General features: G+C 60.6%; 24 protein-coding genes. 16 read left to right on the top strand and 8 right to left on the bottom strand.

What is annotated here, in order from left to right; genetic code table 11:
* The first annotated feature begins 90 nt into the window (after positions 1 to 90).
* Entirely contained in the window at positions 91 to 297 is a 207-nt protein-coding gene (locus QA646_RS17360; protein ID WP_283056621.1) for a hypothetical protein, read from the top strand.
* Positions 298 to 360: 63 nt separating this feature from the next.
* Here QA646_RS17360 and QA646_RS17355 read toward each other — a convergent pair whose 3' ends face one another.
* Entirely contained in the window at positions 361 to 1,710 is a 1,350-nt protein-coding gene (locus QA646_RS17355) for an ATP-binding protein (protein ID WP_283056620.1), read from the bottom strand.
* Positions 1,711 to 1,713: 3 nt separating this feature from the next.
* Positions 1,714 to 2,433, bottom strand: coding sequence for a response regulator (locus tag QA646_RS17350; RefSeq protein WP_283056619.1), 720 nt, complete (start codon positions 2,431 to 2,433; stop codon positions 1,714 to 1,716).
* 364 nt (positions 2,434 to 2,797) lie between these two features.
* On the opposite strand from QA646_RS17350, the gene QA646_RS17345 reads away from it, so the two are divergent.
* The 6 genes from QA646_RS17345 to QA646_RS17320 all read left to right on the top strand — a co-directional run bounded on the left by QA646_RS17345 (position 2,798) and on the right by QA646_RS17320 (position 10,587).
* The gene (locus tag QA646_RS17345; protein WP_283056618.1) at positions 2,798 to 3,634 is read left to right on the top strand and encodes a pseudouridine synthase; all 837 of its coding nucleotides are present in this window, start codon (positions 2,798 to 2,800) and stop codon (positions 3,632 to 3,634) included.
* A complete protein-coding gene (locus tag QA646_RS17340; protein WP_283056617.1) occupies positions 3,621 to 4,304 on the top strand; it encodes a phosphoribosyltransferase in 684 nt (227 codons plus the stop codon). The genes QA646_RS17345 and QA646_RS17340 overlap by 14 nt, the downstream gene beginning before the upstream one ends.
* Before the next feature lie 77 nt (positions 4,305 to 4,381).
* Positions 4,382 to 6,127, top strand: coding sequence for an SLC13 family permease (locus tag QA646_RS17335; RefSeq protein WP_283056616.1), 1,746 nt, complete (start codon positions 4,382 to 4,384; stop codon positions 6,125 to 6,127).
* A gap of 129 nt (positions 6,128 to 6,256) precedes the next feature.
* A complete protein-coding gene (locus QA646_RS17330) occupies positions 6,257 to 7,201 on the top strand; it encodes a phosphoribosylaminoimidazolesuccinocarboxamide synthase (protein ID WP_283058903.1) in 945 nt (314 codons plus the stop codon).
* Between the two features lie 354 nt (positions 7,202 to 7,555).
* Entirely contained in the window at positions 7,556 to 9,010 is a 1,455-nt protein-coding gene (locus QA646_RS17325; RefSeq protein WP_283056615.1) for an efflux transporter outer membrane subunit, read from the top strand.
* 737 nt (positions 9,011 to 9,747) lie between these two features.
* Positions 9,748 to 10,587, top strand: a complete 840-nt coding sequence (locus QA646_RS17320; RefSeq protein ID WP_283056614.1) for an SH3 domain-containing protein — start codon at positions 9,748 to 9,750, stop codon at positions 10,585 to 10,587.
* Between the two features lie 222 nt (positions 10,588 to 10,809).
* On the opposite strand, the gene QA646_RS17315 is transcribed toward QA646_RS17320, so the two are convergent.
* The 3 genes from QA646_RS17315 to QA646_RS17305 all read right to left on the bottom strand — a co-directional run bounded on the left by QA646_RS17315 (position 10,810) and on the right by QA646_RS17305 (position 11,708).
* Positions 10,810 to 11,052: a DUF982 domain-containing protein gene (locus QA646_RS17315; RefSeq protein ID WP_120702623.1), complete on the bottom strand. Its 243-nt coding sequence runs from the start codon at positions 11,050 to 11,052 to the stop codon at positions 10,810 to 10,812.
* A gap of 256 nt (positions 11,053 to 11,308) precedes the next feature.
* The gene (locus QA646_RS17310; RefSeq protein WP_283056613.1) at positions 11,309 to 11,431 is read right to left on the bottom strand and encodes a hypothetical protein; all 123 of its coding nucleotides are present in this window, start codon (positions 11,429 to 11,431) and stop codon (positions 11,309 to 11,311) included.
* 88 nt (positions 11,432 to 11,519) lie between these two features.
* Positions 11,520 to 11,708 carry a hypothetical protein gene (locus QA646_RS17305; RefSeq protein ID WP_283056612.1) on the bottom strand — a complete coding sequence of 63 codons (189 nt, stop codon included), beginning with the start codon at positions 11,706 to 11,708 and terminating at the stop codon, positions 11,520 to 11,522.
* A 255-nt stretch (positions 11,709 to 11,963) separates the two neighbouring features.
* Between QA646_RS17305 and QA646_RS17300 the strand changes: the two genes are divergently transcribed.
* The 6 genes from QA646_RS17300 to QA646_RS17275 all read left to right on the top strand — a co-directional run bounded on the left by QA646_RS17300 (position 11,964) and on the right by QA646_RS17275 (position 20,535).
* Positions 11,964 to 14,318 (top strand): transglycosylase domain-containing protein, encoded by a 2,355-nt coding sequence (locus tag QA646_RS17300; protein ID WP_283056611.1) that lies wholly within the window; start codon positions 11,964 to 11,966, stop codon positions 14,316 to 14,318.
* A 292-nt stretch (positions 14,319 to 14,610) separates the two neighbouring features.
* Positions 14,611 to 16,527, top strand: coding sequence for a molecular chaperone DnaK (dnaK, locus tag QA646_RS17295; RefSeq protein WP_283056610.1), 1,917 nt, complete (start codon positions 14,611 to 14,613; stop codon positions 16,525 to 16,527).
* Between the two features lie 82 nt (positions 16,528 to 16,609).
* Positions 16,610 to 17,758, top strand: coding sequence for a molecular chaperone DnaJ (gene dnaJ, locus QA646_RS17290; protein WP_028754631.1), 1,149 nt, complete (start codon positions 16,610 to 16,612; stop codon positions 17,756 to 17,758).
* A 363-nt stretch (positions 17,759 to 18,121) separates the two neighbouring features.
* On the top strand, positions 18,122 to 19,249 hold the full coding sequence (gene recF / locus QA646_RS17285) for a DNA replication/repair protein RecF (protein WP_283056609.1): 1,128 nt from the start codon (positions 18,122 to 18,124) through the stop codon (positions 19,247 to 19,249).
* A gap of 36 nt (positions 19,250 to 19,285) precedes the next feature.
* Positions 19,286 to 20,056 carry a molybdopterin-synthase adenylyltransferase MoeB gene (locus QA646_RS17280; RefSeq protein ID WP_283056608.1) on the top strand — a complete coding sequence of 257 codons (771 nt, stop codon included), beginning with the start codon at positions 19,286 to 19,288 and terminating at the stop codon, positions 20,054 to 20,056.
* Between the two features lie 8 nt (positions 20,057 to 20,064).
* On the top strand, positions 20,065 to 20,535 hold the full coding sequence (locus QA646_RS17275) for a GNAT family N-acetyltransferase (RefSeq protein ID WP_283058902.1): 471 nt from the start codon (positions 20,065 to 20,067) through the stop codon (positions 20,533 to 20,535).
* Position 20,536: 1 nt separating this feature from the next.
* Here the strand turns inward: QA646_RS17275 and QA646_RS17270 are convergent, their stop codons facing one another.
* Entirely contained in the window at positions 20,537 to 21,538 is a 1,002-nt protein-coding gene (locus tag QA646_RS17270; RefSeq protein ID WP_283056607.1) for a D-glycerate dehydrogenase, read from the bottom strand.
* A 20-nt stretch (positions 21,539 to 21,558) separates the two neighbouring features.
* Entirely contained in the window at positions 21,559 to 21,729 is a 171-nt protein-coding gene (locus QA646_RS17265) for a hypothetical protein (RefSeq protein ID WP_283056606.1), read from the bottom strand.
* On the opposite strand from QA646_RS17265, the gene QA646_RS17260 reads away from it, so the two are divergent.
* The gene (locus QA646_RS17260; RefSeq protein ID WP_283056605.1) at positions 21,729 to 22,268 is read left to right on the top strand and encodes an SH3 domain-containing protein; all 540 of its coding nucleotides are present in this window, start codon (positions 21,729 to 21,731) and stop codon (positions 22,266 to 22,268) included. The genes QA646_RS17265 and QA646_RS17260 overlap by 1 nt on opposite strands.
* A gap of 87 nt (positions 22,269 to 22,355) precedes the next feature.
* Positions 22,356 to 22,967 carry a cadmium resistance transporter gene (locus tag QA646_RS17255; protein WP_283056604.1) on the top strand — a complete coding sequence of 204 codons (612 nt, stop codon included), beginning with the start codon at positions 22,356 to 22,358 and terminating at the stop codon, positions 22,965 to 22,967.
* 79 nt (positions 22,968 to 23,046) lie between these two features.
* Here the strand turns inward: QA646_RS17255 and QA646_RS17250 are convergent, their stop codons facing one another.
* Positions 23,047 to 24,039, bottom strand: a complete 993-nt coding sequence (locus QA646_RS17250; protein ID WP_283056603.1) for an adenosine kinase — start codon at positions 24,037 to 24,039, stop codon at positions 23,047 to 23,049.
* Positions 24,040 to 24,401: 362 nt separating this feature from the next.
* Between QA646_RS17250 and QA646_RS17245 the strand changes: the two genes are divergently transcribed.
* Entirely contained in the window at positions 24,402 to 25,772 is a 1,371-nt protein-coding gene (locus QA646_RS17245) for an IS1182 family transposase (RefSeq protein WP_283055236.1), read from the top strand.
* Positions 25,773 to 25,963 lie beyond the last annotated feature (191 nt).

Below are 25,963 nucleotides of genomic sequence, written 5' to 3'. Positions count from 1 at the left end.
CGCCTTAAGCCTTTTTATCTAAGCTAGGTCTCATAAAAACCAATATTTTACATGAGATTTCTGCTATATAAGAAGGTGGGAGGACACCTTATGGAAATAACAAGACCAGAGAGCATCGTCGAAGTCAGCGTCGACAGCGCCACCGGAAGGAGGGCGCTCGGCATCATGAACATGCGCCAGGCATTGGATCTGCCTGACCTGCCGAGCTTCACCTACACCCATCCGGACCCGCAAAAAGCCGCCGCGGGCATCGTCGTCAGCCGGGAGGAACTGAAGCGCTTCCTCACCCGTCATTGAGCGGTAACGCGACAGATGACAGAGATCGCGCGCTTGCGCGCGAACCCTCTGTTGTGTCCTAATTCAGGCGGCCACCCGACCGCTCGTTGCAAGCGGCAAGAGCACAATGGCATTGAGCCCGCCGCCATCACGATCTTCCAGGCAAAACGCGCCATTATGCGCGTCCAGGATCTGCCGGACGATCGTCAGTCCCAAACCACTCCCGCCGAGATCGCGATTGCGCGATTCCTCCAGACGAACGAAGGGTTCGAGCACATCCTTGCGCCGCTCCACCGGAATGCCCGGGCCGCGGTCGCCGATAATGATGACCGCATGATCGCCGCGGCGCTCGATGCAAATATCAGCCCTGCCGCCATAACGCAGCGCATTGTCGATCAGATTGTCCAGCACCCGGGCCAGCGCCGTCTGCGGCATCGTCACCGCCAGTTCTCTTCCAAACGGCGAAAACGAGACGAGATCCGGTCCGTCCTGGCGCTCGGCGACAAGCGCACAAACAGCCGCATTGAGGTCGGCGATATCCCTTCCTCCGGAAACGACGGTGCTGCGGGCAAGGCCCAGCGCTTCTTCCACGAGGCGCTGCATGGCCTCGATATCGGCGATCGCCCGCTCGCGATGCGAAGTGTCGGGCATCATCTCCATACGTAGCCGAAAGCGGGTGAGGTAGGTCCTGAGATCATGGGAGATCGCCCCGAGGATCAGCGTGCGGTTGTTGATCAAGGCAGCGATGCGCAATTGCATGCCGTTGATGGCGCGGATCAGCATGCGCAGCTCGCAAGCGCCCCGCTCTGGAATATCGATCGGCTGCAGGCCCTTGCCGATGGAATTGACGGTGCGGGACAACCGCGTCAACGGCCTGGTCTCGCGCGCCACGGCGACGACGGCGATCACCGCCACCAGAACGCCGAGAAGCCCGGCCATAAAGCCCACCGGCACGCCGCGCAGCCGCACCGTCGGCGTATCGGTCAAGCTGAAGACAGCGACCTTGCCGCCGGCAACACCAATCGACACTTCGATCGTCCGGTCAGGAGCACCGACCGAAAACCAGCCTTGCGGCCGTTCCGGGAGAGAGCGCAAGCTGAAATAACGATCGCCGAATGCCATATTGGCAAACTCACGGGCGAATGTGCGGCCAAGCGTGGGATCGGCCGCATCATTTTGCGCGGGCGCTGTGGCATTGACCAGGCGCAGATCCAGACCGGTCGCGTTCAGCGCCCGCACGGCCTGCTCTTGTGCTTCGGGCGGAATGGTATCGAGCAGGCGCACCGCCGACCTGACCTGCATCGCCGGCGACAGCTGATGGCTGAGCGGTAAGTCCGGCTTCAAACCGGCGGCGACGAAGGCGGCGAGCTGGATGATGAACAGCGCCACGGCGACGATCATGATGATGCGGGAAACGAGACCGAGTTTCAGCATGGTTCAGACATCCCTCACATCGACGGTCAGGAGATAGCCGGCATTGCGGACGGTGGTGATGACCTGTGCGCCATCGGGCAAATACTGCGCAAGCTTGGTGCGCAGGCGCGAGACGGTGACATCGATAGTGCGATCGAAAGGGTCGGCACCGCGTCCGCGCGTCCAATCGAGCAATTGGTCGCGCGACAGCACCCGGCGCGGCCTTTCCAGGAAGCAGACAAGCAGATCGAACTCCGCGGTCGTCAGGCGCACCGGACCCTCGCCTTCTATCTCGATCGCCCTACCGTCGAGATCGACGATGAGGCCCGCGAAACTCTTGCGCCGGCGTGGGCCACCGCCCTCCTCCAGGCGTTCGGGGCCGGAGCGGCGCAGGATGGCGCGGATGCGCGCCAAAAGCTCGCGCGGATTGAAGGGTTTGCCGAGATAGTCGTCGGCGCCCATTTCAAGGCCGAGAATGCGATCGATATCATCGGACTTCGCCGTCAGCATCAGGATCGGCACCTGGCTGCGCGCCCGTATGCGGCGGCAGGCCGAAAGACCATCCTCGCCTGGCAGCATCAAGTCGAGAATGATGAGATCGGGGAAACCTCTGGCGAGTGCGCGATCCATGGCGGCGGCACTTTCGACCGCCTCGACGGCAAAACCTTCGCGGCTCAGGAACTCCTCCAGAAGCGCTCTAATTTCGCGGTCGTCCTCGACCAGAAGAAGCGATGCAGAAACCATGATGCATCCATGCGAGGCGAAGGGCGCTTTTGACAACAAGGAAACGGCCGATGATACAAACTGTAACAAATTTCCGCCGTTCTGAAAAATTCCGGCAACAGACGCCATGCAGGTTCGCGGCAATGGCCTTCCCTCCGGAGCGGACGGCGACAGCTACCCCGGCGTCGCCACACCCGACCCATCGCCGCTCCGGCCCGCCGGCAGGGCTCGCGTCGACAAGGCGCGAGCCCTGTCTGTCCTGTGTGTTTCCCTTTGTTGCGGTTTGCGTCCGGATGTTCCTCGTGCGAAGAATTGGCCTCGTGCGGAGAATTGGCCTTGTCGGCTGATACGCTTGACCATCGACAAAACAGGACGAGGCAACGGCGTGAGCCAAAGGCATGCACCGCAGAGATCAGGCAAGGGAGCAAAAGGCCGGCCGGAGGCGGAGGGCAAGCGTGTCACGCTGCCGCGGGCGCTGTCGAAGCTTGGCTATTGCTCCCGCACCCAGGCGGAAGCGCTGATTGCTGCCGGCCGTGTTGCTGTCGACGGCCGCAAGATCACTGATCCGGCCGCCTGGATCGATCTCGACCGGGCGCGGATTGCCATCGACGGCGTCGAGATCGCGGCGGAAAAGCAGCTTTATTTCATGCTGAACAAGCCGCGCGGGCTGGTGACGACACGCGACGACCCCGAGGGCCGGCCGACGGTCTACGACTGTCTGAAAGATATCGACGCCCGACATCTGGCGCCGGTCGGGCGGCTGGACAAGGCAAGCGAAGGGCTGCTTCTTTTCACCAATGATACCGTGTTGGCGCAGGCGCTGCTCGACCCCGTCACCCATGTCAGCAAGATCTATCACGTCCAGATCAACCGCATCATGGACCAGGAGCTCCTGAGCCGCATGGAACGTGGAATTATCGATGACGGCGAGCTTCTGACCGCCATCTCCGCCCGGTTGCTGCGCAGCGGCGACCGCAACGCCTGGATCGAGGTCGAGCTCAAGGAGGGGCGCAACCGGCAAATCCGGCGGATGCTGGAGGTACTCGACATCGAGTGCCTGCGGCTGGTGCGCGTCGCCTTCGGCGACATCGCGCTCGGCGATCTTGCGAAAGGCGCGGTCCGACCGCTGACGGAGGCGGAGATTCTCGGGCTTCGCCGCAGGGCGGGCATGGAAAAGAACGGACGAAATGGCCAGAAGGCGGGACGCAATGCAGCCTCATGATTTCTGGCAGGAGATCCATCCACCGCAAAGCTTTGATGCCAGGGGCGAATTCCGCGATTTCTATGTGGCGGAACTGCCGGACGGGCGGCAATTACGCCTGCCGATCCGCGTGCTGGCCGATGGCGGTCGCGCGCTGGCCTCGCTGATCATCAATCAGGCAAGTTTTTCCGTGCAGGAGGCGCTGGCAGAAGCGCTGGCAGCACGCATCGCCGTGCATGATGTCGATGTCGTCGCTGGACTGCCGACGCTCGGGTTGACGCTGGCAAGCGCCATCGCCCGCGTGCTCGGCCATCAGCGTTATGTTCCGCTCGGCACCTCACGCAAATTCTGGTATCGCGAGGATCTGTCGGTTTCGCTGTCCTCCATCACCACGCCGAACCAGGAGAAACGGCTTTATATCGACCCGCGCATGCTGCCGCTCCTTCAAAGGAGGCGGGTTGCGTTGATCGACGACGTGATCTCGAGCGGCGCTTCGATCGTCTCCGGCCTGGAGCTTCTGACTGCATGCGGTATCGAGCCTGTCGTGATCGGGGCTGCCATGCTGCAATCCGAACGCTGGCGGGAGCGGGTCGATGCCACCGGCAAACCGTGGAGCGAGCGGATCGTCGGCGTGTTTTCGACACCGATCCTCGAAAGAGGCCGCAACGGCTGGTGGCATAGGCCTGCCTGACGGCACGCCGCGCCGGGGCTGTACAGAACCGGCGGGCTGGTTCATTCTGGGTGCAAGCGAATCTCGGGGGCCTGCCCATGACGTTCGAACAAGCATCCCTGCTGGTCCTTCTGGGACTGATGCTGGCGCTGTTTTGTCTTGACCGTTTTCGGATCGAGATCATCTCGATCGCCGGGCTGCTTGCCGGATACGTGCTGGGCCTCTATCCGGCGGAGGGGGTCTTTTCCGGCCTCGCAAGCCCGGTCGTGATCACCGTGATCGAAATCCTGCTGATCGTGCAGGTGCTGTCGCGGGCACAGCTTTTCGGCGCGCTGGCGGATCGAATGCTTGCCGCCGACCCGCCGTCTTTTTTGATCACCGCTGCGCTTTCCGGACTGACGGCCTTCATCTCGATCTTCATGAACAATATCGGCGCCTATGCCATCGCGCTGCCGGTAGCGCTGCGCATCGCCGACGTCACAGCCATTCCGCGGCGACAATTGCTGATCCCCATTTCATTTTCGGCATTGCTCGGCGGATTGGTGTCGCTGATCGGCACGCCGGCCAACCTTCTGGTCAGCGACGCGCTGCTGAGGGCGACGGGACGCGGCTTTCACTTCTTCGACTTCGCCTATGTCGGCTTGCCAGTTGCCATAGTCGGCGTGATCCTGATCGCCACAACGGTTCCGCGGCTGTTTCCCAAATCTGGCGAGGAGGATGCGGCTCCCGGCCAGACCATAGACCGGCAGATGATCGCTGAACGCCGGATACCGCACGGCTCTCCCTTGGTCGGGCAGCGCCTGGTGGACTGCCGTCGGGCTTTCGGTATCCAGCCGCACGCGCTGATTCGCGGCAGCCGCGTCGCCTCCCCTGTCGAAGGTACCGTAATCGAGGCTGGAGACATTCTGCTTGCCGAAGGACCGGATGTACTGTTCGACAGGCTGTCGGCGAAAGGCGTGCTGACGCTCGAATCTCATCCCGATCCCTATGGATCCGATTTCATTCGCAGCGAAGCGGTAGTCATGCCGCAAAGCACGCTGATCGGTTCGCACATCGAATCGCTCGACGTTTTTCGCTCGCGCGGGATCGCGATCACCGGCCTATCCATGCGCTCGCCGCGCGTTGAGGGGCGATTCGACGATCTTGCGCTGGCGATCGGCGATATTCTCAAGCTGGAAGGGCCGAAGCACGCGATCGCCGAGGCGCTGGAGGAATGCGAATGCCTGCCGCTGGCTGCTAGCCACGATCATACGCCTCCGCTCAGCTCTTTCTGGCCGCTTCTGCTTTTTGCCGGTGGCGTGCTCGCCACCGGCACCGGCCTGCTTCGCCCCGAGATCGCCTTTGCAGGCGTCATTCTGGCGATGGCGCTGTTGAACTTCATCAATCTGCGCGCTGCGATCGCCGACCTCAACTGGCCGATCATCATCATGCTGGCGGCGATGATCCCGCTCGGCGCGGCAGTCGCGTCATCGGGGACGGCGGAGATGCTGGCGGCCTGGCTCGGCACCATCGTGCCAATCGAGCGTCCGGGTTTCGGCGTCGCGCTCATCCTGTTTCTGGCAATGGCGATCACTCCATTCGTCAACAACGCCACCGTCGCCATCGTGTTGACGCCGATCGCCTTCGAACTGGCAGCCAAGGCCGGGCATTCCGCCAACGCCTATCTGATTGCCGTTGCGGTCGGCTCCTCGCTCGATTTCATCACGCCGTTCGGCCACCACAACAATACGCTGACCATGAGCATCGGCAGCTATCGTTTCAGCGACTTCCTGCGCGCCGGCTGGCTGCTGACCATTCTCAGCTACGGTCTGGCGCTCGCCTTGATCGGCTGGTTCTGGATTTGAGGGCGCGACCGCGCTTGACAGACGAAGACGATCCCGCCCGAAAATCGATTCCGATTTCTGGTATTATGCGTTAAGGGACCAACCATGAAGCGTCCGCCGGGCGGATGCACGAGCCTGCGGGTGACCATCTTGCGAATTCTCTCCGAAGCCCATTTTCCGGAACTGCCCAATTATTACCGCGGCAAGGTGCGCGAAAATTATGACCTTCCGGATGGGAGCCGCATCATCATCAGCACCGACCGGTTGAGCGCCTTCGACCGCATCCTCACCTGCATTCCGTATAAGGGACAGGTGCTGACGCAGACGGCGCGTTACTGGTTCGAGGCGACGAAGGACATCTGCCCGAACCACGTCATCGCCTATCCCGATCCGAACGTCGTCGTCGGCAAGCGGCTGAACATCCTGCCAGTGGAGATCGTCGTGCGCGGCTATCTTGCCGGCACCACCGGCACCTCGATCCTGACACTCTATAAGAAAGGTCAGCGCGAGATGTACGGCGTTACGTTGCCGGACGGGATGCGCGACAACCAGATCCTGCCAACGCCGATCATCACACCGACCAGCAAGGAATTCGACGGCGGCCACGACGAACCGCTGACGCCGGCTGAGATCATCGAGCGAGGGCTTTTGACGAAGGAGCAATGGCAGACATTGTCGGACTACGCGCTGGCTTTGTTCGCGCGTGGCCAGGAGATTGCCCGGACACGGGGGCTGATCCTGGTCGACACGAAATATGAGTTCGGCACCGACGAAAACGGCAACATCCTGCTCGCCGACGAAATTCACACGCCGGACAGCAGCCGCTACTGGTTGGCCGATAGTTACCAAGACAGCTTCGAAAGGGGCGTGCGTCCCGCAAGTTTCGACAAGGATTTCGTCCGCGCCTGGGTGAGCGAGCGGTGCGATCCCTATAAGGACGAGATACCGGAAATTCCGCTCGACCTGATCGAACAGACCTCAAAGGTGTACATCCGCGCTTACGAAGCGATCACGGCTACGGCTTTCGTTCCTGACGACCGCGGTGCAACACCGCGCGACCGGGTTCGCGCAAGCCTCTCCCCCTATTTCCCATAGGGAAACGTCTGAATAGGCATTCAACCCGGTGCAGCCGTGTCGAATGACCGCCTCAAAGTTGCAACTAATCTCGAATCCTTCCCCACCCACTGCTTTAAGTGGCAAGGGGAAGGGTATGTTTTTTGCAACACTTCATAATTTTTTTACCCGAACCCCCCTATTTGTCATGTTCCCACAGGTGTTCCGCCGCGAAAAATCGCAAAAGGCACTGTGCTATTGCAAACTTGTTGATAGATTGACGCCGAATGCTTCGGGTCGTTTGTTGGTATTGCGTAGACAGAAGCGCCTACACGCATGGGGTCACGTTGACTCCGTAAGATAGTGACCATGTAAAATGAATTGTGGGATAATGTGATGGTATCCATTCGTACTGCCGCCCCCGCCCTGCTGCTTCTTCTGGCAGGTTGCGTCAGCGGCCCCGATCATAAGCCACCGGAAATGCCCCTCGCGGCCAAGTTCTCGGAGGGCGGTACGAAGGTCAACGGCGACGTCTCCGGTTCGCAATGGTGGACCGCTTTCGGCGACAAGAAGCTGAACGCCTTGGCTGAGCAAGGACTTGCAGAAAACCTCAACATCCAGCAGGCGCTGGAACGCATCAATCAGGCTCAGGCCAACGTTGTCTCCGCCGCCGCCGGCGGAATGCCGAACCTCACAGTGTCGGGTAGCCACACCACCAGCGGCCAAAAGGGCAGCCTGCGCACGGAAACCGAAACGCGCAACACCTCCGCCGGCGATGTCACGGCTTCGTGGCTGCTCGACCTCTGGGGTCAATATCGCCGCGCCAAAGAAAGTGCCAACGCATCGCTGGATGCCGCCTATTCCAACGTCGACTCTGCTCGCCTGACCTATCTCCAGGATCTGGCAACCAGCTATGTCAATGTCCGCTTCTATCAGGCCAGCATCTTGATTGCGCAGGCTAACCTGAAGTCGCGCCGCGAGACGCTGGCATTGACCAAGTTCCAGCTCGATGCCGGCGCCGCTTCCCGCCTCGACGTCGTCCAGGCTGAAGGTCTCGTCAATTCGACGCTTTCGACAATTCCGGGCCTCGAAATCAACTATCGACAGGCAGTGCATCATATCGCAACCCTGCTGAACGTGCCGTCGCAGACCATTATCGCCCAGTTGCAGGGCGGCGGTAGCCAGCCGGTATTCCGCGGCCGCGTGGATACGGGGGTCCCCGCAGACCTCATTCGCAACCGGCCCGACATCCGTATCGCCGAGCGTAACCTTGCGGCTGCGACCGCTCAGATCGGCGTGGCGGAGGCCCAGCTCTATCCGACGATCACGCTGGGGGGTTCGATTTCGCCATCCTATATCCACACGAACTCCATCAGCGGCGGCCTGACAACTTGGTCATTCGGCCCAAGCCTGACGTTGCCGATCTTCGATGGCGGCAGGTTGCGCGCCAACGTCAAGAGCGCCGAATCCACCAGCCGCGAAGAGTATATCGTCTGGAAGCAGACGGTGCTGTCTGGCGTGGAAGAGGTCGAAAACGCCCTGTCAGCCGTCAGCCGCGATGCTCAGACGGTTGCCGCACTGCGGGCGCAGGTGAAGTCCTATCAGGAAGCCCTCGAACTCTCGACGGCAAGCTATAAGGACGGTGCCTCTTCGCTGCTCGACGTTCTCGACGCACAGCGAAACGTTTCGGATGCGCAGAACAGCCTTGCCCAAGCTGTCCAACAGAGCGCTATCGACTATATCAAACTGAACGTGGCGATCGGCGCCGGCTATGTTCCGGCCAAAAAGGCAATCGTTGCCGAGGCCCCGGCCAAGGTCGTCAAGGTCGCAGCCAAGAAGACCGTCAACTAATAGGACCGCCCAGTTCCTCCGGGCGCTTTTCATACGAACCGCCGCGGGCAACTGCGGCGGTTTTTCTTTATCCGGAAAAATGGACCAAATTGAAAATGGCGCGCTCCGCTTCCGCAAAGCACGCCACCAGACAGTCAATAAACAAAAAGGCCGGAACAAGCCGGCCTTTCGTCATCCACCCTCACATCAGTGCCAGTACATCCGTGGTCAAAGGGAAGGTAGAACTGCAGCCAGATTGATCGCGAAAGGTTAACACAAGGTCAACGCCACTTCCGCAATCTCCAGGGAATGAAAACGGCTCGCTTTAAAGCGCGCCCGGCATTCACCGACTGACTGACTGCAGTTCATATCGGGTGGCAAAGTGACGATTTCAAGGCCGGCAAAATTATTCTCCCGGACCATATGACCAGAAGACGCGTAAGCCGCAGTAACCTTCAAGATAGTAAGTAGACCTGTCTAAAATTTAATGCAATTTTGAGGGTCTTGCCCGCATCCGTTCAACCTGCATTCATGCAAATTCCCCTAAAACTCCTGAAAAGATTGAAGGAATAGCGCTGGACCCTAACAGAATCCCGCGATTGCGCTAACTTTCATCTTATCGAAACTGGAAACGGCATGCCGGGTCCTGTAACCGCACCACATGTCCCTTGCCGGATATGTCTGACAAGCGGGCAACAGCAATCAGCGCTGCCGCCGAGCAACCCTATCCTGCCGGCGACGCGCGAAGGAGAGCATTGATGAATCATAAGCTTCTTGCCGCCATTACGCTGACCGCACTCGTTGCGATACCGGCAATCGCGGAAGCCGCAGAGGGTTTTGCCACCGCCAACGTCAATATGAGGTCCGGCCCGAGCACGCGGTATCCGGCAGTGACCATGATCCCCGTCGGCACGCCGCTGGAAATCAACGGCTGCCTTAACGAAACGCCATGGTGCGACGTCTCCTTCTTTGGCGGCCGCGGCTGGGTCGCCGGTCAGTACATCCAGGCAACCTATCAATCGCGCCGCATCTATGTCGGACCGCGATATTACCGGCCGCTCGGCATTCCGACCATCACCTTCAATCTCGACGATTACTGGGATCGCTATTACCGTGGCCGCGATTTCTACCGCGATCGTGATCGTTGGCGGCGCGGGCCGGGCTGGGGCTACCGTCGCCCGGATTCGAATTGGGATCAGCGTCCTTATCGTAACCCTGATTGGAATGACGGATCGGACAGCAACTGGGATCGCCGCCCGTACCGAAACCGCGACTGGGGTGACCAGCAGGACAATGAAGACTGGCGCCGGCAACGGGATCGCAACCGCGACTGGGGTGGGCAACAGGACAATAACCAGGACTGGGGCGGTCAGGACCGTCGGCGTGACGATAACCGCCAGGGCGATCAGCAGCGCCGGCCGCCGCCGCAGCAACAACAACCGCAGCAGCAACAGCCGCGGCAACCACAAGCACAACAGGGGCAGAACAATCCACGGCCGAATGCCGGTTCGCCAGGACCATATAGCCCCGACCGTGTCGACCCTTGCCCGGCTGGGCAGCCTGATTGCCGTATGACGCCCAGAGGCTTCAACCGGTAAATTATCTTCAGGCAATGAGATAACCAGGCCAGCGACCCACGTCGCTGGCCTTTTACATTGCGCAATTTATGCCTGGCAGCCGCTTGCCATCCGGGAATGCGGCGGCGAAATCGAAATGACGATGTCAGGAGGAAACGCGCCTTCGAATTTGCGCGACAACAGCCGGCATTCACCGGCTCGGAAGATTGAGCGATCGGGCGGCGTCGAAAGCGCCGCGCTGCCTCAATGGGTTTTCAGATGCGCCTCGCGCGTCGCGGAAATAAACATTTCACGCGCCTCTTCGGCGGATTTCCGTCCGTCGATCGCAGCTCGGCAGACGCTTCTTGCAGCCACGTAGAGCGGACCGCGTCGATCTGGCCAGAGGTTGGCCATGCAATTCAGGGCCTCGGAGGGGCCGGTCACCGTCTGAGAGCTGCCATGGGCGAAACCGATCTCGATCGGATTGCTCCATTTGATGTGTCGCATGAATACTCCTCCTCACGCGCGCTACCGGGTGCTTGCGACTCCACTATAACCTCAATCAGAGTATTCGAAAATATGGAACATTCAAGCGCATTCCATGGGATCGAAAACAATCCAAAAGGGTAAACTCGCGGCCCGGCTGAAACCGGCCCGCGACTCCAGGAGTTTCACCTAAGGATAAAGTTTTTAATGGCCGCAAAGTTCCAAGAGAGCCGAAGCAAACATCATCTCTCGCAAACAGGAGGAGTATCGGATGTTCTCACTTTTTCCGTGCAATCCGCTTCGCATCATCGGCCGAGAAGCCGGCGCGGCGGGCGAGCCGCTCCAGTCCGAAAATTCGGTCAAGCTGGTCGATCAGCCATAATTCAAAGCGTTTCCACATGATACCGCCTCCCGCAACGGACCAACTGGTCACAGCGGTTCACGATGACCTCGCGTCAGGCCTGTCCACTCTCTTAGCGAAACAGTCTCTAACGAAATAGTGGGGGCCTCTGCGCGTTCGACAGCAGCTCCTGCTTGGTGGCGAAGTCGCCGAACAGCTTCTTCAGCCGAAGTTCCTCTTCCTTGCAAATGCGATGGCGCCGCACGAAATCCTCAACACTCCAGACTTCCCGCAGCTTATTCTCACCAACTTTATCGAGGTTGATATGTGAACTCATTTGCTCGCCCCCTTATTTTATGAAAAGAGAATGCACGAGAAAAACAAAAGTTCCTTGAACAAACCCGTTGTGGATGGACGAATGCTGCCGCTGCGATCGGTTAAGGATGTTTTTAATTCCTCCTTAAATCGCCGCATTTACAGTTCACCCCGGCTATAACGCCCAGGCGGTGCGAGCGCGGGGGACGAGCGGGCGCGTTGCGGCCCAACATCAGACATTGGAATATGGAACCATCGGGGGTACGACCGGTCCGCAATGGCAGGCAAAAGCAGATCAGGCCAGAGGATAGAGCCCTCGTTTTCAGGCGGTAACGAACGCAGCGATGATGGTTTCAGCGCAGGCGAGCGGATTGCCGGCGGCGGACGTTCCTCCGGTCGGGGCGAGGATCCCCTGCCGGACAGACCGCGCCGCCCTAAAAATCGGCGCAAGCAGCCGCGGCGCGAGCGCGGCGGCGGCTTCTTCGGTTTCCTCCGTTCGGTGATCTATTGGGGCATCGTGCTCTGCATCTGGGCCGGCATCGGTGCCGCCGGCCTCGTGGTCTATTATGGATCGCGCATGCCGAACGCCAGCACTTGGGCCATTCCCGATCGACCCCCAAACGTCAAGATCGCCGATGTCGGCGGCAGCATCATCGCCAATCGCGGTGCGACCGGCGGCGAAGCTCTGACGCTGAAAGATATGTCGCCCTATATTCCCGAGGCGATCATCGCAATCGAGGACCACCGCTTCTATTCGCATTTCGGCTTCGATCCGATCGGCCTCGGGCGCGCGGTGGTGACGAACGTTTTGACCGGCCATGCCGTGCAGGGCGGCTCGACACTGACGCAACAGCTCGCCAAGAACCTCTTCCTGTCGCCGGAGCGCACGCTCGAACGCAAGGTGCAGGAAGTGCTGCTCGCCATCTGGTTGGAGCACAAGTACACCAAGGATCAGATCCTTACGATGTACCTGAACCGCGTCTACTTCGGCGCGAACGCCTATGGCGTCGAGGCGGCGGCACAACGTTACTTCAACAAGTCCGCCCGCGACGTCAATCTCGGCGAAGCGGCCATGCTCGCCGGCCTCGTCAAGGCGCCGTCGAAGCTGTCGCCAGCGCGCGATCCCGCTGCGGCCGAAGCCCGCGCGCAGCTCGTGCTGCAGGCGATGCGCGACCAGGGTTTCATCAGCGAAGCCGATATCAAGACGGCGATGTCGCAGCCGCCGACGCATGCGACAAGCTATTGGAGCGGCGCGCAGAACTATGTCGCGGACATGGTCATGGACCAGCTTCCCGGCCTGATCGGCGGCGCCGTCAAAGAAGATCTGACCGTCGACACCACGATCGACACGTCGCTGGAGCAGAAGGCCGAACAGGCACTGAACGATGTGCTTGCCAAGGACGGCAAGAAACTCAACGCTTCGCAGGCCTCCCTCGTCTCCGTGGACGCAACGGGCGCCATCCGTGCGCTGGTGGGCGGCCGCGACTACGCGCAGAGCCAGTTCAACCGCGCCGTCACCGCCAAGCGCCAGCCGGGCTCGGCCTTCAAGCCTTTCGTCTATACCGCGGCATTGGAGATGGGCCTGACGCCAAACTCGATCCGCAATGACGCGCCGGTGAAGATCGGCAACTGGGCGCCGGAAAATTACGAGCAGAAATATAGCGGGCCGGTGACGCTCGCCACGGCGGTGGCCCATTCGCTGAACACGGTGGCCGCGCAGCTTGCGACCGAAGTCGGGCCGGAGCAGGTGGTCAAGGTCGCGCATCGGCTGGGCATCGAATCCGACCTGCAGGCCAATGCATCGATCGCGCTCGGCACATCGGAAGTCTCGCTGCTGGAGCTGACCTCGGCCTATGCCGCCTTCATGAACGGCGGCTACAAGGCGACGCCACATGTCATAACCAAGGTGACGACGGCCTCCGGCAAGGTGCTCTACCAGGCGAATTTCGACAACCCGCCGCGAGTCTTGAACCCAGATGTCGTCACCAACATGAATGCGATGATGACCGGCGTCATCAATTTCGGCACCGGCAAGGCCGCCCGCATTCCCGGCTGGCAGGCGGCCGGCAAGACCGGCACGACGCAATCCTTCCGCGATGCGCTGTTCGTCGGTTTCACCAGCCATCTGACCACCGGCGTCTGGTTCGGCAATGACGACGGCAAATCGATGAAGAAGGTGACGGGAGGCGGGCTGCCGGCCAAGGCCTGGAAGGAATTCATGGTCGCCGCCCACAAGGGCCTGACACCGACCCCGATCTTTGGCGGCGGCCAGATCATCGACAACGGCCTGCCGGTGGCAGAAACTGCACCGAATGGCGATCAGCAAACGACGATCGGCGCTATCATCTCCGGCAGCAACGGCGGGCAGGATGCACAACAGCAGAGCCAGCCTATGATCCGGCAACGTCCGGCGCAGCAACCGATCCAGCAGCAGCCGGTCAATCAGGCCGCGATGAACGACGATCCCGAGGATCTGCCGCCCGTGGGCCTTGCCGACGACAATCCCTACAGCTCGGACAGGTACTACGACGACGATATCCCACCTGCCGATATCGGCGATCCCAGCCCGACTCCGGCGACGGTGCGGCGGCACCACCGCTCATCGCTTCTCGATATCATCCTGGGGCAATAGGAAACGATTCTCGCCATTGCCGCTTGCATGGCCGGGTCAAGGCTGATCTGATAGATGATTGCCCAAATTCCACGGGCTCACCGCCTCGATGGGACACTGTGGAATTTGGACGACAAACCATTCGTTTTGCTGGATTCCAGGTGATTTCCTGCCTTGCAGTCAGTAAAACCGCTACTTATATACGCGGCATCACCGCAGTCATGGCTGCGCAATCCTCAAGACCATCCCGTAAGGGGCTGTCAATGGAATGCCTGACAGGGGTTCCGATAGCTTGCTTCAAGGAGAGAATGACATGGCAAAAGTAATTGGTATCGACCTTGGAACTACGAATTCCTGCGTCGCCGTCATGGACGGCAAGGACGCGAAAGTGATCGAGAATGCCGAAGGCGCCCGCACCACCCCCTCGATGGTAGCCTTCACTGACGACAGCGAACGCCTCGTCGGCCAGCCGGCCAAGCGTCAGGCGGTCACCAACCCCACCAATACCCTCTTCGCTGTCAAGCGCCTGATCGGCCGCCGCTACGAAGATCCGACCGTCGAGAAGGACAAGCATCTCGTTCCCTTCAAGATCGTTCGCGGTGACAATGGCGATGCCTGGGTCGAAGCGCAGGGCAAGGGCTATTCGCCCGCACAAGTTTCCGCAATGATCCTTCAGAAGATGAAGGAAACCGCCGAATCCTATCTCGGCGAAAAGGTCGAAAAGGCCGTCATCACCGTTCCCGCCTACTTCAACGACGCGCAGCGCCAGGCAACCAAGGATGCCGGCAAGATCGCCGGTCTTGAAGTTCTGCGCATCATCAACGAGCCGACTGCTGCAGCACTTGCCTACGGCCTCGACAAGAAGGACGGCAAGACCATCGCCGTCTACGACCTTGGCGGCGGCACCTTCGATATTTCGATCCTGGAAATCGGCGATGGCGTCTTCGAAGTGAAGTCGACCAATGGCGACACCTTCCTTGGCGGTGAAGACTTCGACATGCGTCTCGTCGAATATCTCGTTGCCGAGTTCAAGAAGGACAACGGCATCGACCTCAAGGGCGACAAGCTCGCTCTGCAGCGTCTCAAGGAAGCCGCTGAAAAGGCCAAGATCGAACTGTCCTCTTCGCAACAGACCGAAATCAACCTGCCCTTCATCACGGCAGACGCCACCGGTCCCAAGCACCTGACGCTGAAGCTGACCCGCGCCAAGCTGGAAAGCCTGGTCGACGATCTCGTTCAGCGCACCATCGCTCCCTGCAAGGCAGCGCTCAAGGATGCTGGCGTTACCGCCGCTGAAATCGACGAAGTCGTTCTCGTCGGCGGCATGAGCCGCATGCCGAAGGTACAGGAAGTCGTCAAGCAACTGTTCGGCAAGGAGCCGCACAAGGGCGTCAACCCGGATGAGGTCGTCGCTCTCGGCGCTGCCATCCAGGCCGGCGTTCTGCAGGGCGACGTCAAGGACGTTCTGCTGCTCGACGTGACCCCGCTGTCTCTCGGCATCGAAACGCTGGGCGGCGTCTTCACCCGCCTGATCGAGCGCAACACGACGATCCCGACGAAGAAGTCGCAGACCTTCTCGACCGCCGACGACAACCAGTCGGCCGTGACCATCCGCGTTTCGCAGGGCGAACGCGAAATGGCTGCCGACAACAAGCTGCTCGGCCAGTTCGACCTCGTCGGCCTGCCGCCGGCTCCGCGTGGCGTGCCGCAGATCGAAGTCACCTTCGACATCGACGCCAACGGCATCGTCCAGGTTTCGGCCAAGGACAAGGGCACCGGCAAGGAACAGCAGATTCGCATCCAGGCTTCGGGCGGCCTCTCTGACGCCGACATCGAGAAGATGGTCAAGGATGCCGAAGCCCATGCCGCCGAGGACAAGAAGCGCCGCGAAGGCGTAGAAGCCAAGAACCAGGCCGAAAGCCTGATCCACTCCAGCGAGAAGTCGCTGAAGGATTACGGCGACAAGGTCACCGAAGCCGACCGCAATGCGATCTCCGAGGCGATCGCAGCGCTGAAGGCGGCCACCGAAGCTTCCGAACCGGATGCCGAGGACATCAAGGCCAAAACCCAGACGCTCATGGAAGTGTCCATGAAGCTCGGCCAGGCGATCTATGAGTCGCAGCAGGCGGAAGGTTCTGCCGCTGATGCATCGGCAGGCGGCAAGGACGATGTCGTCGATGCCGACTATGAGGAAATCAAGGACGAGGACGACCGTAAGCGGTCTGCATAATCGCAAGCCATAACTGGTTTTGCTGAAACTCATCCGGCTGTCTTAGGGCAGCCGGAAATCCATTTCCGGGGTCTATTCCTTAATGGCAAAAGCGGACTTTTACGACACGTTGGGCGTCGCCAGGACGGCAGATGAAAAAGAGCTGAAAAGCGCTTTTCGCAAGCTGGCGATGAAATTTCATCCGGACAAGAACCCGGAGGATAAGGACGCCGAGCGAAAGTTCAAGGAAATCAACGAAGCTTACGAGACGCTCAAGGACCCGCAGAAGCGCGCGGCCTATGATCGTTACGGCCATGCCGCCTTCGAGCATGGCGGCATGGGCGGTGGCGGCGGTTTTGGCGGCGGCGGCTTCGGCGGCGGTGGCTTCTCCGATATTTTCGAAGATATTTTCGGCGAGATGATGGGTGGCGGACGCTCGCGCGGGCGCTCCTCCGGCGGTCGCGAACGCGGCGCCGACCTTCGCTACAACATGGAAATCTCGCTCGAAGAGGCCTTCACCGGCAAGACGGCGCAGATTCGCGTGCCGACATCGATCACCTGCGACGTCTGTTCCGGCTCCGGCGCCAAGCCGGGCACGCAGCCGAAGACCTGCGGCACTTGCCAGGGTGCGGGCCGCGTGCGGGCGGCACAGGGTTTCTTCTCGGTCGAACGTACCTGCCCGACCTGCCATGGGCGCGGCCAGATCATTCCCGATCCCTGCACCAAATGCCACGGCCAAGGCCGCGTGACCGAGGAGCGTTCGCTTTCGGTCAACATCCCGGCCGGCATCGAGGATGGCACGCGCATCCGGCTGCAGGGCGAAGGCGAAGCCGGCCTGCGCGGCGGGCCCTCGGGCGATCTCTACATCTTCCTCTCCGTCAAGCCGCATGAATTCTTCCAGCGCGACGGGGCCGATCTCTATTGCGCCGTACCGATCTCGATGACAACGGCGGCCCTTGGAGGCACCTTCGACGTTGCAACGCTCGACGGCACGAAATCGCGCGTCACCGTTCCCGAGGGCACGCAGGTCGGCAAGCAATTCCGCCTGAAGGCGAAGGGCATGCCGGTGTTGCGCTCCAGCCAGGTCGGGGATCTCTACATTCAAATCCAGATCGAAACGCCGCAAAAGCTCACCAAGCGTCAGCGCGAGCTGCTGCAGGAATTCGAGCAGATCTCCTCGAAGGACAACAATCCCGAATCAACCGGCTTTTTTTCCCGCATGAAGGATTTCTTCGATACGTTCAGCGACTAAGCGGCGAATCATATTGCTTCACGTGAAACCGGCCGGTGATTCGGCCGGTTTTTTATTTGGTGTCGAATCACCCGCCCTCGTGGTTCGAGGGTCGCTTCGCTCCCGCCTCACCACGAGGCTGATCTTTTGCACCCATTCGCGATACTCCCCTTCCAGTTTGAGGGTTCCTTCGGACATCTGCCACTGGATTGCTCTTTTGCGGCTGGGTGCCAGATCCGCTCCACCCTCATCCTGAGCCCGTCGAAGGACGAGAGTGGCCCCGCAGTCTCCCCACCCACCTTCTTCCGTAGCCATCGGCAAAATCCTTGCACTTGTGCGGGGTTCGGCATACCCCTCGGCCATCGACACGAATCCGGATGCCCGATGCCGCACAAGGTTTTCATCTCGCGCCTGAAGCTGACCGACTTCCGCAATTATGCGGCGGCGGCGCTTGCGCTTGACGAGCGGCATGTGGTGCTGACCGGGGACAACGGCGCCGGCAAGACCAATCTGATGGAGGCAGTCTCCTTCCTCTCGCCGGGGCGCGGGCTGCGGCGCGCGGCCTATGCGGATGTCACGCGCGTCGACGCATCGGGCGGCTTTTCGATCTTCGCCGAACTCGATGGCATGGACGGCGAAGTCGAGATCGGCACCGGTGTCGACGCGACAGACGAGACGACGGCCCGAAAACTCAGAATCAACGGTACGCCGGCGAAGACCGCGGACGAACTGACCGACCATCTGCGCGTGCTCTGGCTGACGCCATCCATGGATGGATTGTTCACTGGCGGCTCCTCCGAACGGCGGCGTTTCCTCGACCGGCTGGTGCTGTCGCTCGATCCGGCGCATGGCCGCCGCGCCAGCGATTTCGAACGCGCTATGCGCAGCCGCAACAAATTACTCGCCGAAGGCCGATTCGATCCTTCCTGGCTTGCCGGCATCGAAGAACAGATGGCGAGTCTCGGCATCGCCATGGCGCTCGCCCGACAGGAAATGCTCGGCCTTCTTACCCGACTGATCGACGACAGCCGCGAGGCGACGCCTTTTCCGTCGGCAACGCTAGAGCTCTCCGGTTTCCTCGACCGGCAGTTCGATCGTCCGGCCGTCGATCTCGAGGACAGCTATGCCGAGATGCTGCGTGACGGTCGTTATCGCGACGCGGCCGCCGGGCGTACGCTTGACGGTCCGCACCGGGCCGATCTGCTGGTGCGTCATCGCGAGAAACATATGGAAGCGGAGCGCTGCTCGACGGGCGAACAGAAGGCGCTGCTCGTCGGCCTCATCCTTGCCCATGCCCGCCTCGTCGGCAATTTGACCGGCCATGCGCCGATCCTGTTGCTGGATGAAATCGCCGCGCATCTGGACGAAGGCCGGCGTGCAGCCCTCTTTGACCTGATCGACGGGCTCGGCGGCCAGGCCTTCATGACCGGCACCGATAAGGCGATGTTTTCCGCGCTTGGCGAGCGTGCGCAATTCTTTACCGTCGCGCATGGCGGCATTACGAAATCATAGCGGCTCCTTTGCCCCGATTGTGATAGGCTCGCTCGCATGGACCCTTTGAGCTCAGACGAAATCGCCCGCTATCAGCGCCATATCCTCCTGCCGGAGGTCGGCGGCGCCGGCCAGCAAAGACTGAAGGCGGCACGCGTGCTTGTTATCGGCGCTGGCGGCCTTGGTGCGCCGGTGCTGCAGTACCTCGCCGCCGCCGGTGTCGGCACGCTGGGTATTGTCGATGACGACCGCGTTTCGCTTTCCAACCTGCAGCGGCAGGTGATTCACGATACTGGGACGATCGGCGAGCTGAAGACGCAAAGCGCGGCGGATGCCATCGCGCGATTGAACCCGCATGTGCGCGTCATCCGTTTCGAGGAGCGGTTCAGCCCCGATACTTCGACGCGACATCTTGCCGGTTTCGATCTGGTCATCGATGGCTCCGACAATTTCGACACGCGCTATGCGGCCGCCGATGCGACCGAAGCGGCGCGTCTGCCGCTGGTGACCGGCGCAGTCGGGCGCTTCGACGGGTCCGTGACGACGCTGAAGCCTTATGAGAATGATGCCGACGGCCTCCCCAATCCACGCTATCGCGATCTGTTCCCGGCGCCGCCGCCACAAGGTCTCATTCCGAGCTGTGCCGAGGCTGGTATCCTCGGTGCCTTGACGGGCGTCATCGGCACGCTGATGGCAATGGAGGCGATCAAGCTCATCACTGGCATCGGTGAACCGCTGATCGGCCGGCTGCTGCTCTATGACGGGCTTGCCGCTCGCTTCGAGACGGTCCGCTATCGGCGCAAGCGCCCGAGGGCCGCGGCCGAATAATGACAGATATCATTCTTCAGCGTCTCGACGACAGCTTCGACCGCTGGCAGGAGCTGCTTGAGCTCATTTTTGCCTCTTTCGCCTATATGAACGGGAGGATCGATCCGCCCTCTTCGGCGCTGACGCTGACCCCGCAATCGCTCCGAGAAAAGGCGAGCAACGAGATCGGCTATGTTGCGTTCAAAGATGATCAATTAGCCGGCTGCATATTCTGCCGTCCGGAACTGGATAGCCTCTATATCGGCAAGCTCGGTGTCCTGCCGGCCGCGCAGGGCAAGGGGATCGGCAGGCGCTTGCTGTGGCTTGCAGAGACGACGGCGCGGGAACATGGCCTTGCAGAATTGCAGCTGGAAACGCGGATCGAGCTGACCGGTAATCACATTACCTTTGCCAACTGGGGATTCCGGAAAACCGCCGAGAACCGCCACGCGGGCTTCGACCGCACGACGTCGATCGAGATGCGGAAGAGCCTGATCTAGTTCACCGAAACGGCAGGACGCGGTTCGGCGGGCGATGGCCGTCGATGAAGGCGCGGATGTTGATGATGACCTTGTCGCCCATGTCGATGCGGCTTTCGAGCGTGGCGGAGCTCATATGCGGCAACAACACCACTTTGCCCTCGTTGGCGAGCTTCACCAGCTTCGGATTGACGGCCGGTTCGTTCTCGAATACGTCGAGGCCGGCACCGGCGATCTTGCCTTCACGCAGGATCTTGATCAGCGCCGTCTCGTCGATGACATCGCCGCGCGCCGTGTTGACGATGTAGCTTGTCGGCTGCAGCAGAGCGAGCCGGCGCGCCGAAATCAGGTGGAAGGTCGCCGGCGTCGATGGGCAGTTGACGGAAACGATGTCAACGCGGGCAAGCATCTGATCGAGGCTGTCCCAATAGGTCGCCTCCAGCTCGTCTTCGGTCCTCGGGCTGACGCGCTTGCGGTTGTGATAGTGGATGGACAGACCGAATGCCTTGGCGCGGCGCGCGACGGCGGTGCCGATGCGGCCCATGCCGACGATGCCGATGCGCTTGCCGTGGATCCGTCGGCCGAGCATCCAGGTGGGTGACCAGCCGGCCCACTCGCCGGGCTTGTCCGTCAGCACCCGCGCACCTTCGGCGAGGCGCCGCGGTACGGCAAGGATCAATGCCATGGTCATGTCGGCCGTATCTTCGGTCAAGACATTCGGCGTATTGGTGACCGTGATGCCACGGCGGGCGGCAGCTTCGATGTCGATATGATCGGTGCCGTTGGAAAAGCTGGCGATCAGCTTCATCTGCGGCCCCGCTTCCTCGATCAGCGCGGCATCGATGCGGTCGGTGACCGTCGGCACCAGCACATCGGCGGACCGAACCGCTTCGACAAGCTCCGCCTGCGTGCGCGGCGTATCGTCAATGTTGAGCTCGGCATCGAAGAGTTCGCGCATCCGCGTCTCCACCGCATCCGGCAGTTTGCGCGTGATATAGACCTTCGGTTTTTTCTTCGTCGTCATGGCGACCGGCGATGCCTTGTTCAGATGTTCTTAACCAAGAAGCGGGATAATTTTCCCGTTCCGGGCATTTCTACCAGACCCGCAGGCGAAGACAAACAAAACTCGCGCGCGAGGCGCAGGGATTTGCCAATGACCGGAACAAAAGCGCCGTTTAACGGCGTCTTGGTCATGATGAGCGAACGGAAATCCAATGCGTGGCAAAATCCTGAATTCCTGCGCTGTTTTCGCGATCGGCCTGATGATGGCCGGCACCACTGCCGATCTTGCCGCGGCCCAGGCCGCTAAGGGACCAAGCGGATTGCCGCTGCCGAGGTTCGTCACCCTGAAGTCGAAGCGCGTCAACCTGCGCGTCGGCCCCAGCGGGGACTATGCAGTGTCATGGATGTATCTCAAGCAGGGATTGCCGGTCGAAATCATTCAGGAATACGACAATTGGCGCCGCGTGCGTGATGCCGACGGCACCGAAGGCTGGGTCAATCAGTCGTTGCTCTCCGGCCAGCGCTCGGCCATCGCCGCGCCCTGGATGAAGGGCAAGGGCAAGGCGGTCTTCGTCAACATGCGCCGCGATGCGCAGCCGTCGAGCACAGTCATCGCCAAGCTGCAGCCGGGCGTGATGATGAACATCCGCGAATGCACCGGCGACTGGTGTCTGGCGACCGCCGACGGCACCGAAGGTTGGGTCGCGCAGTCCGAAATCTGGGGCGCCTACCCCGGCGAAGCCTTCAAGTAAAAAGAACCCCCCTTAAAGCCCGACGGTGGCCGCAACCGCGCGATTTTCGATGCGGTGATGCATCGCATCAAGAGCGGGGAACGGTGGTTGGATTATTTGTTCGGGAATCTCGGCATTGCCATCGTCCTGTTTGCATCGACGAACGTGGACGATATTTTTGTCTTGCTTGGATTTTTCGCGGATCGAAAATTTCGCACCCGGCAGATTGTCATCGGCCAATATCTGGGCATTGCCGCCCTTTGCGGCGCAAGCGCCCTTGCCTCCTTGATCTCTCTCGTCGTTCCCGCCGCCTATATCGGCCTTCTTGGCTTGGTACCGATCTTCCTGGGTCTGAAGACGCTACGGACGTTGCGGCAAGGTTCTGAAGCGGAGGACAATCCGGAAGATCATGAGAAGGCGTCAATCGGGCATGGCAATATCATGGCGGTCGCGACGGTGACGATTGCGAATGGCGGCGACAACATCAGCATCTACACGCCGCTCTTCGCCACGCGCACGATCGATGAGATTGCCATCATCGCGATCGTCTTTGCGTTGATGACGGCTTTATGGCTGAGCGCCGCGCACTTCCTTGTCAATCACCCGACGATCGGCTCGCCGATCAGGCGTTATGGACATCGGATAGTGCCCTTCGTTCTCGTGGCACTTGGAATCCTCATTCTCTACGAGGCCGGAACCATTCGATTGTTTTGGCGATAGATTGCACTAACAAGAAAGCCGCCTGCAACGACCTGCTGCAAGCGGCTTCTATATCTGCAGGAACCAATGAGTGCGGGTATTAGAGAAGCCCCGCCTCCTTGGCGGCTTCCAACAGCGACCGCATCGGCCGAGGGCCGATCTGTTCGATAACGATAGCCGCTGCGAGGTTGCCGAGTTTGGCGCAATCCTCAAGCGTACGCCCTTGCGTATAGCCAAAGAGGAAGCCTGCGGCAAAAAGATCACCGGCGCCGGTCGTATCGACGCGCTCTTCGATCGGATGGGCATCGACGACATAGCGTTCGTTGCCGCGCACGATCACCGCACCGTCCTTGCCTGTTGTCACCGCTGCGATCTTGCAATCGCCCGCAATCAGCTTCAATGCCTTGTCGAAATCATCCGTCTCGTAGAGCGACAATGCCTCATCGCGATTGGCGAAGACGATATCGACAGTCCCGGAGCGCATGAGATCGAGGAATTCGTCGCGATATCGGCCAACGCAGAAGCTGTCCGACAGGGTCATCGACATCTCGCGGCCATTGGCATGGGCGATGCGGGCACATTCGCGAATCGCTTCCTTGGCGCGCGGCGGGTCCCAGAGATAGCCTTCGAAATAGGTGACCTTGGCGTCGGCGACGACATCTTCCTCGACATCTTCCGGGCCAAGCTCGACGCAGGCGCCGAGATAGGTGTTCATCGAACGCTCGCCATCCTCGGTAACGAAGATCATGGAGCGGGCGGTCGGCGGGAACGTACCCTTCGGCTTAGTCTCGTAATGCACGCCCTGAGCACGGATGTCGTGCGCGAAGATTTCTCCCAACTGATCTTCCGCGACCTTGCCGAAATAGGCCGATCTGCCGCCGAAATTCGCAACACCAGCCGCCGTATTGCCGGCGCTGCCGCCGGAGGCTTCGAGTGCCGGCCCCATGCGCGAATAAAGCAGCTCGGCGCGATCGGCATCGATGAGATTCATCGCGGCCTTGGTGATCTTGTTGTCGATCAGGAACTGATCGTTGCAGCGGGAGATAATGTCGACGATAGCGTTGCCAACGGTCAGTACATCGAAACGAGTCATCAAAAAGGGGGTCCCCGGTATTGGTGATAGCCGGTATCCGGTATTAGCGGTTTTTCCGAAGTTTGGAAGGAAAATCGGTGCATCGCGCGGCAACTAAATCTCAACCAGTCATTTGCTTGTCACTTTCCATCTGTAAACACTTATCAAGTGAACTGGCATGGGATGCGGACAAGGCATTCACCGCCAGCTCCTGGAAGGTATGATACCTTCCGCCTCACCGGTACGCGCGCCGACCACGGATGAACTGGCGGCTTGTGCACCGGGAGGACTCCGGCGGGGCCGGATGCGGAAAAGCGGGCATAGCCCGTTCAGACTGCTGACAAACCCCTGGCGATGCTGGGGATTTTGTGATTCATTGGGATATGTTGAAGAAACCCGCTGCCGAACAGACGGCGATCGAGATGGTGACGCTCGATAGCCTGGTGCCGAAGGATCACCTGCTTCGCAAGATCGATCAGGTGATCGATTTTTCCTTCATCCATGATCGTGTTGCCGGACTTTACTGCGCCGACAACGGCCGGCCGGCGCTCGATCCGACCTTGATGTTCAAGGCGCTGTTTATCGGCTATCTGTTCGGCATCCGCTCGGAGCGTCAGTTGGTGCGCGAGATCGAGGTCAACGTCGCCTATCGCTGGTTCCTGCGGCTGAGGCTGACGGACGGAGTGTTCGACGCCTCGACCTTGTCGCAGAACCGCCGCCGGCGCTTCAACGATCCCTGCGTAGCCCAGGATATCTTCGATCATATCGTCGAACAGGCGATCGCCCACAAGCTGGTCGACGGCACGGTGCTTTATACCGACTCGACGCATCTGAAGGCCAATGCCAACAAGGGCAAATACGATCTTGCCATGATCGAAAAGTCGCGTGCCGACTATTGGGCCGATCTCGACCGGGCCATTGAGGCCGAGCGTGTCGTGCACGGCCAGAAGCCGTTGAAGGAGAAGGAGCGCGAGCCGCAGGTCAAGGAGACCAAGGTCAGCCGCACCGATCCGGAGGCGGGCTATATGGTGCGCGACGGCAAGCCCAAGGGCTTCTTCTATCTCGACCACCGCACGGTGGACGGCAAGCTTGCCATCATCACCGACACCCATGTCACACCGGCCAACGTGCATGACTCGATCGTCTATCTCGATCGGCTGGACCGGCAGCGCCGCCGCTTCGGCTTCGACGTCGGTGCCGTCGGACTGGATGCCGGCTATGCCACGGCCGGTATCGCCAAGGGGCTGGAAGACCGGCAGATCCTCGGCGTCACCGGCTATCGCAATCCGACGCCGCCCAAGGCCGGCATGATGCGCAAGTCGAAGTTCGTCCATGACATGCAAGCCGATGGTTATCGCTGCCCCGAGGGTCAGCTCTTGACCTATGCCACCACCGACCGCAACGGCTACAAGCACTACACATCCGATCCGGCCATCTGCCAAACCTGTCCGCTGCTGGCCTCCTGCACATCCAACGCCAAAGCGGTCCGCTCCATCACCCGCCATGTCTGGCAAGATGCTCGTGAACGCACCGATGCCCACCGTCTCACCCCCTGGGGAAGGGCTATCTACAAGCGCCGCAAGGAGACGGTCGAACGCTCCTTTGCCGATGCCAAGCAACTGCACGGGCACCGCTATGCCCGCTTCCGAAGTCTCACCCGCGTCGCCTGCCAGTGCCTGCTGGCGGCAGCAGCGCAGAACATCAAGAAGATCGCCATGGCGCTCACCAAAGCACCCAAACCGAGCCTGGCGTGAGGGCCAGAGGCCGCCAACTTCCCCTCGCCGCACAGCCCAACTTAAAACAACCCATGGTCATAAAATAAAACCCGCCGAAAATATCGACGGGTTTGTCAGCAGTCTGAGCGGGCATAGCCCGCTTTTTTTGTTTCCAACCGCTTTTCGGCTTCTCACAATACGGCAAGCTGCTACAACTCAGGGATCAATCC

Origin of the sequence: Rhizobium sp. CB3090 (assembly GCF_029714285.1) — a bacterium.
In the GTDB taxonomy this organism is placed as follows: Bacteria; Pseudomonadota; Alphaproteobacteria; order Rhizobiales; family Rhizobiaceae; genus Rhizobium.
Note: the sequence above shows the minus strand (reverse complement) of the source record. Positions and strands in the feature narration are given on the sequence as shown.